This window comes from Shinella yambaruensis, from assembly GCF_022899355.1.
Taxonomy (GTDB): Bacteria; Pseudomonadota; Alphaproteobacteria; order Rhizobiales; family Rhizobiaceae; genus Shinella; species Shinella yambaruensis.
Genome location: NZ_JALJCK010000009.1, coordinates 61,935 through 75,384 on the forward strand (window position 1 = coordinate 61,935; position 13,450 = coordinate 75,384).

At 65.8% G+C, this 13,450-nt stretch carries 12 protein-coding genes; 6 read left to right on the forward strand and 6 right to left on the reverse strand.

All coding sequences use genetic code 11. From position 1 onward, the window contains the following. The first annotated feature begins 52 nt into the window (after nt 1-52). Nucleotides 53-1,306, forward strand: a complete 1,254-nt coding sequence (locus tag MUU56_RS20835) for an NAD(P)/FAD-dependent oxidoreductase (protein ID WP_244769203.1) — start codon at nt 53-55, stop codon at nt 1,304-1,306. Between the two features lie 244 nt (nt 1,307-1,550). Here the strand turns inward: MUU56_RS20835 and MUU56_RS20840 are convergent, their stop codons facing one another. Then, nucleotides 1,551-1,991 carry an Lrp/AsnC family transcriptional regulator gene (locus MUU56_RS20840; protein WP_206362188.1) on the reverse strand — a complete coding sequence of 147 codons (441 nt, stop codon included), beginning with the start codon at nt 1,989-1,991 and terminating at the stop codon, nt 1,551-1,553. 112 nt (nt 1,992-2,103) lie between these two features. Here MUU56_RS20840 and MUU56_RS20845 point away from each other — a divergent pair, with 112 nt between their 5' ends. Continuing rightward, nucleotides 2,104-3,204, forward strand: coding sequence for a saccharopine dehydrogenase family protein (locus MUU56_RS20845; RefSeq protein WP_244769204.1), 1,101 nt, complete (start codon nt 2,104-2,106; stop codon nt 3,202-3,204). Between the two features lie 154 nt (nt 3,205-3,358). On the opposite strand, the gene MUU56_RS20850 is transcribed toward MUU56_RS20845, so the two are convergent. From MUU56_RS20850 to hglS, 4 genes are read right to left on the reverse strand one after another with little or no spacing between them, the layout of a single operon-like run. Next, nucleotides 3,359-4,591: a pyridoxal phosphate-dependent aminotransferase gene (locus tag MUU56_RS20850; protein ID WP_244769205.1), complete on the reverse strand. Its 1,233-nt coding sequence runs from the start codon at nt 4,589-4,591 to the stop codon at nt 3,359-3,361. A 6-nt stretch (nt 4,592-4,597) separates the two neighbouring features. Further along, entirely contained in the window at nt 4,598-6,121 is a 1,524-nt protein-coding gene (amaB, locus tag MUU56_RS20855; RefSeq protein WP_244769206.1) for an L-piperidine-6-carboxylate dehydrogenase, read from the reverse strand. 21 nt (nt 6,122-6,142) lie between these two features. Continuing rightward, complete coding sequence (locus MUU56_RS20860; protein WP_244769207.1) at nt 6,143-7,561, reverse strand: FAD-binding oxidoreductase; 1,419 nt, start codon at nt 7,559-7,561, stop codon at nt 6,143-6,145. A gap of 11 nt (nt 7,562-7,572) precedes the next feature. Beyond that, the gene (hglS, locus tag MUU56_RS20865) at nt 7,573-8,970 is read right to left on the reverse strand and encodes a 2-oxoadipate dioxygenase/decarboxylase HglS (RefSeq protein WP_244769208.1); all 1,398 of its coding nucleotides are present in this window, start codon (nt 8,968-8,970) and stop codon (nt 7,573-7,575) included. 170 nt (nt 8,971-9,140) lie between these two features. Between hglS and MUU56_RS20870 the strand changes: the two genes are divergently transcribed. The 4 genes from MUU56_RS20870 (at nt 9,141) to MUU56_RS20885 (ending at nt 12,246) form a co-directional block, all read left to right on the forward strand. Continuing rightward, entirely contained in the window at nt 9,141-10,037 is an 897-nt protein-coding gene (locus tag MUU56_RS20870; protein WP_244769209.1) for a LysR family transcriptional regulator, read from the forward strand. A 120-nt stretch (nt 10,038-10,157) separates the two neighbouring features. Beyond that, on the forward strand, nt 10,158-11,441 hold the full coding sequence (locus MUU56_RS20875; protein WP_244769210.1) for an NAD(P)/FAD-dependent oxidoreductase: 1,284 nt from the start codon (nt 10,158-10,160) through the stop codon (nt 11,439-11,441). Between the two features lie 118 nt (nt 11,442-11,559). Further along, nucleotides 11,560-11,730, forward strand: coding sequence for a hypothetical protein (locus MUU56_RS20880; RefSeq protein WP_244769211.1), 171 nt, complete (start codon nt 11,560-11,562; stop codon nt 11,728-11,730). Between the two features lie 132 nt (nt 11,731-11,862). After that, complete coding sequence (locus tag MUU56_RS20885) at nt 11,863-12,246, forward strand: hypothetical protein (protein ID WP_244769212.1); 384 nt, start codon at nt 11,863-11,865, stop codon at nt 12,244-12,246. Nucleotides 12,247-12,265: 19 nt separating this feature from the next. Here the strand turns inward: MUU56_RS20885 and MUU56_RS20890 are convergent, their stop codons facing one another. Further along, nucleotides 12,266-13,444 carry a CobW family GTP-binding protein gene (locus MUU56_RS20890; protein WP_244769213.1) on the reverse strand — a complete coding sequence of 393 codons (1,179 nt, stop codon included), beginning with the start codon at nt 13,442-13,444 and terminating at the stop codon, nt 12,266-12,268. Between the last annotated feature and the right edge of the window lie 6 nt (nt 13,445-13,450).

Here is a 13,450-nt window from a genome sequence, read left to right on the forward strand (position 1 = left end):
TTCGGCCCATGCAATGGATCAGGACATGTGACTATGGATGTGGGGCAGGCAGATGAAGACGGATGTCATTGTTCTCGGCGCGGGGGTGGTCGGCATCTCGACCGCGATCCATCTCGTCCGGCGCGGCAAATCGGTCGTGCTCGTCGACCGGCGCGGGGCGGCGGAAGAGACCTCCTACGGCAATGCCGGCCTCATCCAGCGCGAGGGCGTCTTCCCCTATGGCTTCCCGCACGATTTCGGCGCGCTCTTCCGCTATGCGCTGAACAACACGATCGACGCCCACTATCACCCTTCGGCGATCCCCGGCATCATTCCGTTCCTTGCCCGCTACTGGTGGCATTCCGGCTTCCGCCAGCACCAGAGCATCGCCCATCTCTATGCGCCGCTCATCGAGAACTCGATTTCCGAACATGCGGACCTCATCGCCGCCTCCGGCGCGGAGGAACTCATCCGCAAGGACGGCTGGATGAAGGTTTTCCGCACGGAGAAGGAGAGGGACAAGGCCTATGCGGATGCGGAGAAATTGTCCGCCAATTTCGGCGTCAACCATCAGAAGCTGACGACGCGGGAGGTGGCGGAGGCCGAACCCTCCATCCGCGCCGAGCTCACCGGGGGTCTGCGCTGGACCGACCCGTGGTCGATCCTCGATCCGCAGAGCCTGTTGAAGCGCTACCTCGCCTATTTCGAGTCGCTCGGCGGCCAGCTGAAATCGGGCGATGCGGCGACCATCGAACATGTTCTCGAAGGCGAGGGATGGCGCATCGCCACCCCTGAAGGCCCGCTCGAGGGCAAGGAAGTCGTGGTCGCGCTCGGCCCCTGGGCCGATACGGTGACGCGCAAGCTCGGCTACCGGTTCCCGCTTGCCGTCAAGCGCGGCTATCATATGCATTACGGCACGGAAGAAGGCGCGAGGCTCAACAACTGGGTGCTCGATGCCGAGCGCGGCTATTTCCTCGCGCCCATGCTGCGCGGCATCCGCCTGACGACGGGCGCCGAATTCGCGAAGCGCGACACGCGCAAGACCCCCGTCCAGCTGCGCCGGGCGGAGAAGGTGGCGCGCGAGTTCTTCCCGCTCGCCGAACGGCGTGACGAGGAGCCCTGGATGGGCGCCCGCCCCTGCACGCCGGACATGATGCCGATCATCGGCAAGGCCCCGCGCCACGCCGGCCTCTGGTTCGCCTTCGGCCACGCCCATCACGGCATGACGCTGGGCCCGATCACCGGCCGCGTGCTGGCGGAAAAGATGCTGGGCGAGCGGACGGTGATCAATATCGGGCCGTATCGGCCGGAGCGGTTCATCGCCTGAAAGCGATTGCGTGGTATCAAAGCGTCGTTGGAGCGAGGAGTGTCGCCCAGCCTGATCCCATCGGTCGCCATCACCCACCGCGCTCACCCCACCCTCCGTCATCCTCGGGCTCGACCCGAGGATCCACGCGGCACGCCTTGAGTTCGTGACGTGGATCCTCGGGTCAAGCCCGAGGATGACAGAGGAGAGGGGTCGGGCCTTGTTGGCCGGCTTTGATTGGCGATCCTTAGTTCCGAGCGACTTCTTAACGCCTAATTCGCGTCGACAGAATGATCGACGACAGCGTGCGCTCCACGCCGTCGATCGCGCCGATGCGGTCGATCAGGTGGTCGAGTTCGGCGATCGATGCCGCCTCGACCACGGCGATCAGGTCGAAACTGCCGCTGACCGAATGCAGCGTGCGCACGGCCGAGATGGCGTGCAGTTCCGTCGTGATGCGCGCCAAGGTCTTCGGCGCGATGGTGATCAGCACATGCGCCTTCACCATGCCGCTCTCATAGGCGTCCGAAAGCTTGACGCCATAGCCGGCGATCACGCCGTCCCGCTCCAGCCGGTCGATCTTCGCCTGCACGGTCGTGCGCGACAGGCCCAGTTTGCGGGCGATCGTCGCGGTCTGCTCGCGGGCGTTCTCGCTGAGGATGGCAAGCAGCTCGCGATCCTTGGCGCCTAGCGTCGAAATGCTCATTTCTACCGTCATTCTGCCGATATCGATAATGTATTATGCCAGATGTGGCGCTTTAAATCGACAGCCTTCACCCTCAAAATATCAACATCAATTCATGCCGGAGGGAAATCACATGAAGGACATCGTCGTCATCGGCGCAGGCAAGATCGGCTCGACCATCGCCCGCATGCTGGCTCACAGCGGGGATTACCGCGTCACCGTCGCCGACCGTTCGGACGAGCAGCTTGCTGCCATCGAGCGCCATGCTGCCGTTTCGACCGCCGTCGTCGACATTGCCGACGGTGCCGCGCTCCGCGCCCTTCTCGCCGGCAAGTTCGCCGTTCTCTCTGCCGCGCCCTACCACCTGACCGTCGCCATCGCGGAAGCCGCCGCCGATGCGGGCTTGCACTATCTCGATCTCACGGAAGACGTCGAATCCACCCGCCAGGTCAAGCGCATCGCGGAAAATGCCAGGACGGCCTTCATCCCGCAGTGCGGCCTTGCACCGGGCTTCATCTCCATCGTCGCCAACGACCTTGCCAGCCGCTTCGATTCGCTCGAAAGCGTGCGCATGCGCGTCGGCGCCCTGCCGCAGTACCCGTCCAATGCGCTCAACTACAACCTCACCTGGAGCACGGACGGCGTCATCAACGAATATATCGAGCCCTGCGAAGCCATCGTCGAAAGCGCGCTGATCGAGGTTCCGGCCCTCGAAGAGCGCGAGGAATTCTCGCTCGACGGCGTCACCTACGAGGCCTTCAACACCTCGGGCGGCCTCGGCACGCTCTGCGATACGCTGAAGGGCAAGGTGCGCACGCTGAACTACAAGACGATCCGCTATCCCGGCCATGCCGCCATCATGAAGGCGCTCTTGAACGACCTCGGCCTGCGCCACCGCCGCGAAGTCCTGAAGGACATCTTCGAAAACGCCCTGCCGACCACCACGCAGGACGTCGTCATCATCTTCGTGACCGTCTCGGGCCGCAAGGGCGGCCGCCTGATCCAGGAAACCTACGCCAACAAGGTCTACAGCGCCCCGGTCGCCGGCAGCCTGCATTCCGCCATCCAGATCACCACGGCCGGCTCTATCTGCGCCGTGCTCGACATGCTCGCCGACGGTTCGCTGCGCGCCGAGGGTTTCGTCCGCCAGGAGGAAATCGCCCTCGACACCTTCCTCGCCAACCGTTTCGGCCACTACTACGCCCAGGAAAACCACGGCGCCCGCGCCGCCTGATCTTCCAGACCCTTCAAACGCCTCGGTGCAATGCCGGGGCGTTTTCGCATCTGTGGCCCAGCCGCGGGGAAGAAGAGAACGCCGGAAAGGCGCGGACCATAAAAATGGGGCCTCTTGCGAGGCCCCTTTTCTTTTGCGGGTTACCGGGCGTGGCTCAGGAAAGCCGTGCGCAGGCGTCCGCGATGCGCTTCAGCGCTTCCGATAGTTCCGCTTCCGACGTGGCGTAGGAGATGCGGAAATAGGGGGAGAGGCCGAAGGCCGAGCCGGGCACGACGGCGACGTGGGCGTCTTCCAGGAGATAGTCCGTGAAGTCGCTGTCGGCCTCGATACGCTTGCCCTTCGGCGTGACCTTGCCGATCACGCCCGCGCAGCCGGCGAAGGTGTAGAAGGCGCCTTCCGGGGTGCGGCAGGTGAGGCCGGGGATGGCGTTCAGCGCCGAGACGACGAGGTCGCGGCGGTGCTTGAAGCTTGCCTGCCGCTCCTTCAGGAAATCCTGCGGGCCGTTCAGCGCCTCGACCGAGGCGGCTTGGCTGACCGAGGACGGGCAGGAGGTCGCCTGGCTCTGGATCACGGCCATCGCCTTGATCAGCGCCTTCGGGCCGCCGGCATAGCCGATGCGCCAGCCGGTCATGGCATAGGCCTTGGAGACGCCGTTGATCGTCAGGGCGCGGCTCTTCAGGCGCGGTTCGATGGCGACGGGGGTGACGAACCTGAATCCATCGTAGACGATGTGTTCGTACATGTCGTCGACCATCAGCCAGACATGCGGATGCCTCAGCAGCACGTCGAGGAGCGGACGGTAGTCGGCCTCGCCATAGGCGGCGCCGGACGGGTTGGACGGCGAGTTGAACAGCACCCAGCGGGTCTTCGGCGTGATCGCCTTTTCCAGCTGCTCGGCCTTCAGGCGGAAACCGGCCTCGCCGTCGCAGGGGATCAGCACCGGCACGCCGCCGCAGATCTCCACGATGTCGGAATAGGAGGTCCAGTAGGGCGTCGGGATGATCACCTCGTCGCCCGGATCGATCGTCGCCATGAAGGCGTTGAAGAGGATCTGCTTGGCGCCCGTCGCGACGGTGATCTCGTCGATTGCATAGTCGACGTTGTTCTCGCGGCGGAATTTTTCGGAGATCGCCTTCTTCAGCTCCGGCGTGCCGTCGAGCGCGGTGTATTTCGTCTCGCCGCGGTCGATGGCGGCCTTGGCGGCGGCCTTGACATTGTCCGGCGTGTCGAAGTCCGGCTCGCCGGCGCCGAGGATGATGACCGGCAGGCCGTCCTTCTTCATGGCAGCGGCGCGGGCGCCGATCTGCAGGATTTTCGAGACGCCGATGGCGGCGATGCGCGAGGCGGGCGTAAAGCCCGCCTCCTCTGTCTTGGTCCGGTTGTCCATCACGGCCTACTCGATGTCGAAGGAAACGCCCTGGGCGAGCGGCAGGGCCTTCGAATAGTTCACCGTGTTGGTGGCGCGGCGCATATAGGCCTTCCAGGCGTCGGAGCCGCTCTCGCGGCCGCCGCCGGTTTCCTTCTCGCCGCCGAAGGCACCGCCGATTTCCGCGCCCGAGGTGCCGATGTTGACATTGGCGATGCCGCAATCCGAGCCGTCGGCGGCGAGGAAGCGCTCGGCTTCCTGCATGTTCAGCGTGAAGATCGACGAGGAGAGGCCGGCCGAAACGGCATTGTGATCGTCCAGGACGGCGTCGAAGTCGGAATACTTCATGACGTAGAGGATCGGCGCGAAGGTCTCTTCGAGAACCGGGCCGGCCTGCTTCGGCATTTCGACGATGGCGGGCTTGACGTAATAGGCCGTTTCCTTGCCGGCTTCGGCAACGCGTTCGCCGCCGGTGACGGTGCCGCCTTCGGCCTTGGCGGCTGCCAACGCCTTCTGCATGCCGTCGAAGGCCTGCTTGTCGACGAGCGGGCCGACGAGTGCCGAGGTTTCCAGCGGGTTGCCGACGGAAACGCTGGTATAGGCCTTCTTCAGGCGCGGCACGAGCTGGTCGTAGACGCTGTCATGCACGAAGAGGCGGCGCAGCGTCGTGCAGCGCTGGCCGGCGGTGCCCATGGCGCCGAAGGCAATCGCGCGCAGCGCCATATCGAGGTCGGCCGAGGGGCAGACGATGCCGGCATTGTTGCCGCCGAGCTCGAGGATCGAGCGGGCGAAGCGCTTGGCAAGACGCGGGCCGACTTCCTTGCCCATGCGGGTGGAGCCGGTGGCCGAGACGAGCGCGACCTTGCGGTTGTCGACAAGGGCTTCGCCGATGGCGCGGTCGCCGATGAGAACCTGCGACAGGTTCGCCGGGGCGTCGCCGAAGCGAGAAAGGGCGCGCTCGAAGATCGCCTGCGATGCAAGGGCGGTCAGCGGGGTCTTTTCGGAGGGTTTCCAGACGATGGAATTGCCGGCGACGATGGCGAGCGCGGCGTTCCACGACCAGACCGCGACCGGGAAGTTGAAGGCCGAGATGATGCCGACGACGCCGAGCGGGTGCCAGGTCTCCATCATGCGGTGGCCGGGGCGTTCGGTGGCGATCGTCAGGCCGTAGAGCTGGCGGGAGAGGCCGACGGCGAAATCGCAGATGTCGATCATTTCCTGCACTTCGCCAAGACCCTCGGAGGTGATCTTGCCGGCCTCGATGGAGACGAGGCGGCCGAGATCGGCCTTGGCGGCGCGCAGTTCCTCGCCGAGCAGGCGGACGAGTTCGCCGCGCTTGGGGGCGGGAACGAGACGCCAGGCCTTGAAGGCTTCGTGGGCGGCGTCGATCGCCTTGTCGGTATCAGTGGCCGAAACGGTCTTCAGCTTGCCGATCTCCTCGCCGGTGACCGGGCTGTAGGAGGCCATGTCGCCACCCTGCCAAGCGCTGCGTGCGATGCCGAGCTTGTCGAGAAGGGTTTCGGTTTCCTGTTTCACGTCGACTTTCGTCATGGGGTGTCTCCCTGTCTGTTTTTAGAATGTGATGGTGCCGAGCGGGCCCGGCGAGGTGATGGTTTTCAGCCCGGCCGCAAGCGCGCGGAGCTTTTCCGGGGTGTATCTGTCGCAGAAGGCCTGGTTCTTGCGGCCGATGGCGTGTTCCGCGCTGAAGCTGCCGCCGAACTGCTCGACCGCGACGGTGAAGACCCATTCGCGCAGGTCCGCCTCGAAATCGGGATCGGCAAGCCGCGGGTCGTCCTTCGCGACGACCAGGTTGAAGTGCACGCCGCCATCGCCGATATGGCCGAAGTCGCAGATCGTGACGTCCTCGAAATGGTCCGGCATTTCCGCCTTCATATGGGCGAGGAAGGGCATGATGTCACCCCGGCGGAAGGACAGATCGAAGGCGATCAATCGCCCGCGATGCTTCACGCCCTCCGAGAGCGCATGGCGCAGCGCCCAGATCTCGTGCGGTTGGCCGACGAAGGCGTCGGCGAGCGGTGCGTCCTCGCGCTCCCAGATCGCGGCCAGCACCTCTTCCAGCACCGCGTCGAGCGGCTGCTCGCCCGCGCGCGGCGGGGTGGCGCGGGAGATTTCCGCGAGGATGACGAAGCCGGGCACCACGCCGCCCTGGAAGGGATTGCGCAGCGACGGCACATGGTCGAGCGCGGCGGCGACGGCGTTGCCGGACATGCCCTCGAAGGCCGAGAGATAGCTGCCGAGCGCGTCTTCCATGGCGACGAGCAGCGTCGCGACCTGGTCTGCCGAGGCGGGCACGAGCAGGGCGGTGGCGGATTGTTTCGGGGCGGGTTCGAGGTTCAGCACGCATTCGGTGACGACGCCGAAGGCGCCCGACGTGCCGATGAAGAGCTGCTTCCAGTCGACACCGGTATTGTTCTTGCGCAGGTCTGAGGAAAGGTCGAGCACGGTGCCGGCCTCGTCGGCGAGCACCACGGTGAGGCCGAGAACATTGCGGCGCACGTCGCCGTAGCGCAGGAACCGCGAGCCGCCGGTGTTCGTCGCGATCATGCCGCCGAGGCGCGGGTCTGCGCCGAGGTCGATGGGGAAGAACAGGCCGCTCTCTTCCAGCCGGCCGTTGAGGTCGGAAAGGCGCAGGCCCGCCCCGGCCCTGACCGAGCGGTTCACCCGGTCGAGGTCGAAGGGGGCGGTCAGGCGGTTGAGGCTGAGCACGCCCTGACGGCCGCTCCCGTCGGGCGTCGAGCCGGAAACGAGGCCGGTATTGCCGGACTGCGGCACGAGCGCGATGGCGTTCCGCACGCAATAGGAGACGATGGCAGAGGCCTCCGCCGTCGTGGCCGGGCGGGCGACGAAGGCGGCGCGGCCCCTGTCGTAGCGTGCGCCGGTCTCGTAGGCGGCCATGTCGGCTTCTTCGGTGAGAAGACCCTTCTCGCCGGCAAGGCCCTTCAGCGCTTCGATATGGCGTGCCTCGATCATGCGCTCTTCCGTCACTCCGCAGCGGCAGCCATGTTGACGATGCCGAGGCACATTTCAAGCGACGCGCGCTGGATGGCGGCATAGTGGGCGAATTCGTCGAGGACGGCGCTGCCGAGATCGCGTTCGAACATCACCTGGTTCGGGCTGGCGACGAAGTCCTGGGTCGCGTCGTCGCCGAGGTTCGACTGGAAGATGCCCGCGGCGCTGACCGGCAGGAAATCCTCGTAGACGATCGGGTCGAAGCGGATGAGGCCGGCTTCGATCGCCGTTTCGAGATCGGCGTTGCGGCCGGTGACGGACTTGCCCTTCTCCGTCAGGCAATAGGTGAAATAGCCGAGGCCCGCCTTGCGGATGCCGTCCCAGTCATCCGGGAAAGCCTTGAAGACGTCGGCGAGCGCGGCCTCGTATTCGGCGGCGTTGGAGCCATCGGCGGCCGGGCGCACGCGGGCGCGCGTCTCGGTGAGCAGCCGGTCGTAGAGCGCGCGGCCCTTCGGCGTCAGCGCCACGCCGCGCTGCTCGATCTCGCCGAAGCGGGCCGTGTGGGAGCCTTGCTGCCAGGCGCCGTCGGCACCGATGAAGGAGACGGCCTCCTCCAGCGCCTTGAACGAGGTCTGGCGCAGGAGGATCGGGCAGGTGCGGGTCGGCGGGCCCTCGACGACGGCCTTCGGGGCGATGCCCTCTTCCGGCATGCGGGCCTGTACCTTGTCGATGTCGAGTGTGCGCGGCGTCAGGTGGTTGATGTGCGGACCCTTGAAGGAGACGACGTCGGCGATCAGGCGATGCGCGTCGTGCAAGCGCTTATACATGCCGGCGCTGACGATGGCCTGGTCGTGCCAGCGGAAGGTTTCCAGCACTTCGGTGACGAAGCGGGCGGCATGGGCTTCACCGAGACCGCCGTCACGCTCAGCCTTCTCGACGAGCCTGACGGCCTCGTCGGTGAAGATCTTTCGTGCGGCGAGCACGTCGGCCGCTTCTTCACGCAGCTTTTCGTCGGCGATGAGATCGAGGCGCAGCAACGAGGTGAAGACACGGAACGGGTTGCGGCTGAGGCTTTCGGCGCCGACCGGGCGGAAGGCGGTGGAGTGCACGGGAACGCCGGCGGTGGAGAGGTCGTAGTAGCCGACCGGGAACATGCCCATGACGGCGAAGACGCGGCGCATCATGGAAAGCTCGCCCGGCGTGCCGAGGCGGATGGCGCCATGGCGTTCCTCGGAGATGCGCTCCAGCGTGTCGGTCGCCTCCAGGCGCCCCTTGAGGATGGGATCGGCGGCGAGCGTTTCCGCGTTCACCTCGGCCACCAGCGACATCAGCGTGCCATAGGCGGGAACCTCGTTGCGGTACATGGCGGACATCGCGGCGGAGAAATCCGCGCGGATCTTATCAGCGGAAACGTGCGAATTTGCGTTCATGGGAGCGGTCTCATCCTGGTGTTGCGCAATTCCGGATGGAAAACCGCTTCACACTTTTCCGGGAATTGCTTTAGAAGGGGTGGAGGCCCTGATCATTCTCAAAACGGATCATACCGGATCGTTTCTTCCCGCGATTGCGACCGTTCTGACTATGTTGATGCGAGGAAAGAATGAAGCTCAGTCGTAGGCTGATCCCCGACGTCACCACGCTACAGGCGTTCGAATGCGCCGCGCGCCACGGCAGCTTCACGCAGGCGGCCCATGAGCTGAACCTCACCCAGAGCGCCGTCAGCCGTCAGATCAAGGACCTCGAGGAACAGCTCGGCGTGCTCTTGTTCGAGCGCGTGCGCCAGCGCGTGGTGCTCTCCGACGATGGCCGCCGTTTCCTGCCGGAAGTGCGCAAGCTGCTGCACCAGACGGAGGAGACCATGCTGCGCGCCATGGCGTCGGCCTCCTCCGAGCACAGCCTTTCCATCGCGACGCTGCCGACCTTCGGCAGCCGCTGGCTGACGCCGCGCATTCCCGGCTTTCTCGCGGAAAATCCCGGCACGATCATCAACATCGCCTCGCGCTCGGCGCCGTTCGATTTCGACGAGGAGAATTTCGACCTCGCGATCCACTACGGCCAGCCGGTCTGGGCGCGGGCCGCCTGCACCTATCTGTGCAGCGAGGTCATCCTGCCCGCGGCAAGCCCGGAGCTGGTGAAATCCTGGAACCTTGCCGAACCGAAGGACCTGGAACGGGCGCCGCTCCTGCATCTTGCGACGCGCCCGAAGCTCTGGGCGCAATGGTTCGAGCTGAACGGCGGCTCGGCGGATACCGCCTATCGCGGCCATCGCTTCGACCAGTTCTCCATGGTCATCGAGACGGCCGTCGCGGGGCTCGGCTTCGCGCTGCTGCCGCACTACCTGATCGAGCAGGAGCTGGCGAGCGGCCGGCTTGCCGTCGTCTTCGACCGGCCGATGGAGACGGAGAACAGCTATTATCTCGTCGTGCCGGAAGGAAAGCTCGAAAACCCGCTGAGCCAGGCATTTCGCAGCTGGATTTCCAAGCAGGTCCCGGCATAGCATTTCGGCGGCCGATCATGCGGCGGGGGCATGACCCCGTTCTCATTTTTTGCTTTAGTCGTCCTGCCGCATGGCCGATTGTGCGGCGAGACACCCTCCTCCTCGGAAAAGATTGACGCCATGCTCAACGACCCGCGCTCCCATGGCCTTTGGGAGATGACCGCTCCGCCCGCCCCCGAAACCGTCGCCTTTTCCGGCAGGGCGGAGGCGGATGTCGTCATCGTCGGCGGCGGGTATACCGGTTTTTCGACGGCGCTGCATCTGGCCGAGCGCGGCACGCGGGTCGTCCTGCTCGAAGGGGCGGAGATCGGCTATGGCGGCTCGGGCCGCAATGTCGGCCTCGTCAATGCCGGCATGTGGGTGATGCCCGACGAACTGCCCGGCGTGCTCGGCGACCTGTACGGCAGCCGGCTGCTGGAGCTTCTCGGCAATGCGCCGCGCGCCGTGTTCGACCTCGTCGAGAAGCATGCGATCGACTGCGAGATCAACCCGGCCGGCACGCTGCATTGCGCCGTCGGCCAATCCGGTCTCGACGAACTGAAGCAGCGCGCCGAGCAATGGGTCCGCCGCGGCGCGCCGGTACGCCTGCTGGACGCGGCCGAGACGGCGGCGAAGGTGGGCACGGAGGCCTATGCGGGCTCGCTTCTCGACCTGCGTGCCGGCACGATCCAGCCGCTCGCCTATGCGCGCGGTCTTGCCCGCGCGGCGATTGCGGCCGGTGCTGCCGTCTTCACGGCAAGCCCGGTGACGGGTGCGGAGCGGACGGGAAAACGCTGGACGGTGAAGACCGCGCGCGGCTCCGTCACGGCGGACTGGGTGGTCGTCGCCACCAATGCCTATACGGTGGCACCCTGGAACGAGGTGCGCGCCGAGCTTGTACACCTGCCCTATTTCAACTTCGCCACCGTGCCGCTTTCGCCCGAGATGCAGGCGAAGATCCTGCCGGAGCGACAGGGGGCCTGGGACACGAAGGACGTGCTCTCCTCCTTCCGCTTCGACAAGCGCGGCCGGCTGGTGTTCGGCAGCGTCGGCGCGCTGCGCGGCACGGGCACCGGCATCCACAAGGCCTGGGCGCGCCGCGCGCTGAAAAAGCTCTTCCCCGCGATCGGCGACGTCGCCTTCGAGGCGGAATGGTACGGCAAGATCGGCATGACGACGGACAACCTGCCGCGCTTTCACCGCCTTGCCGAGAACGTCATCGGCTTTTCCGGCTACAATGGCCGTGGCATCGCGCCGGGCACGGTCTTCGGCCGCACGCTGGCCGCGCTCATTTCCGGCGAGATCGCCGAGATGGACCTGCCTTTGCCGGTGAGCGCGCCCGAGGCGCAATCCTTCCGCTCGATGCGCGAGGGCTACTATGAGCTCGGCGCGCAGGTCGCCCATTTCGCCGGCGCGCGTTTCTGAGCGCCGGGGAGGTGCAAACCTGCCTGTTTCCTGCGGAACAGCGGCGGGCGGGGGGATGTGAGACCTTCTGATCATCGGATGAGAGAGGCTCATCCTTCAAAGAGATCAGGAGAGACCCATGCGCAAGATCATCGTTTCCGCCACCATCGCCCTCGTTGCCGCCGTCTCCTTCGCCGCCCCTTCGCAGGCCGGCTACTACGGCTACAAGCCGCACTGCTTCATCAAGAAGGTCAAGGCCTACGACTATTACGGCAATGTCGTCATCAAGAAGATCAAGGTCTGCAAGTAAGCGCTTTTCCCGCTGACTTCCCCGAAGGCCCGGATGTCCCCTGCATCCGGGTCTTTGCCGTTTCTGGCGGCGGTGAATAAACGCCCGCCGTTCAGCGTCATGCGCAAGAGGCCATCTTCAGGGATCTTCTCCATGAAACCCGCCTTCATCGCGCTCCTTCTTGCCCTGTCGCTCACCGGCTGTTCGTCATCCGCGACGCCGGAGGACCGCGCGGCGCTGATCGGCCTGTGGGCGCCGGAGGATGGCTCGGGCCTGACGATCGAGTTCCGGGAGAATGGCGAGTTCGATTTCGTCTATGCGGCCGCGCCGACGCGCACCATCCTTCGGGTCGGCTGGCAGCTGGAGAGGAAGGGCAGCGTCGACATGCTCGAGCACGACGGCTCCATCTACAAATCCTGCCCCTATCGCATCGAAGGCAGGATGCTGACGATCGACGACGGCCGCGGTGCGGAATGCCTGCGCAGCGCCACTGCGCCGACGATGCGCATGGCAAGGCGCTTCCAGCGGGTGCCGTAAGCGCCTGCCCCGCCCGGTATCAGAGGCGCAGGCCCGGAATGGCGAGGGGATTGTCGGACAGCGCGGCGCGGTCCGGCCGGTCGATCTTCGGCGTGCCGGTGAAGGCATCAAAGAGATCGCGCACGAAGGCTTCCGGCAGATCCCTGGTGATCAGCACCAGCCGCGTGCGCCGGTCGGCCGGATCGGGCCAGGCGGAAAGGCGCTCCGGCGGATGGAAGACGCTCTGCACGCCCTGCAGCACCAGCGGCCGCTCCGGATTGTTGGACATCAGCACGATGCCCTTCATGCGCAGGAGCTTTTCCCCGTGCGCGGAGCGCAGGAGGTCGATGAACATCTCCAGCGCCATCGGATCGACCGGCCGGTCGTGCACGATGCTGAAGGAGCGGATCGTCGCGTCGTGACGGGTCACGTCATGAGCGTGCTGGTGGGCATGAGGGTGATGATGTTCGTGGTCATGGCCGTGATGGTGATGGTCATGATCGTGGTGATGCGCGTGACCGTGTCCATGATCATGGTGGTCGTGCGCCTCTTCGTGCAGCCAGCGGCGGACGTCGGGGATCTTGCTGCCGGGATCGTAGAGGCCGTTGGCGAGGAGGGCCGGGCCGACGAGGCCGGGGGTGTCGATGTCCGAGATGCTCGCCCGCGGATTGAGTGCGGCGATCTCTCGCTTCACCGCTTCCACCGCCGCGGCATCGGCAAGCGAGATCTTGCTGATCAGCACGCGATCGGCGACGGCGACCTGCTTGACCGCTTCGGGATGGTTGGCGAGCGTCGACAGGCCGTGGACGGCATCGACCACCGTGATCACGCCGTCGAGGCTGAAGGACTGGCTGAGCACCGGATTGCCCATGACGGATTGCAGCACCGGCGCGGGATCGGCAAGGCCGGTCGTCTCGATCACCACGCGCTTCAGCGGCTGGATCCTGCCCGTCTGCATGCGGTCCATCAGGTCGGCGAGCGTGTCGACCAGCTCGCCGCGGATCGTGCAGCACAGGCACCCGTCGGAAAGCGCGATGACGCCGTCGCTCGACTGTTCGACGAGCAGGTGATCGATGCCGACCTCGCCGAATTCGTTGATGATGACGGCCGTGTCGGTGAGCGCCGGGTCCTTCAGCAGGCGATTGAGCAGGGTCGTCTTGCCCGCGCCCAGAAATCCGGTCAGCACGGAAACCGGCACGCGCCGCTCAGCAAGGGTCATGGTCTT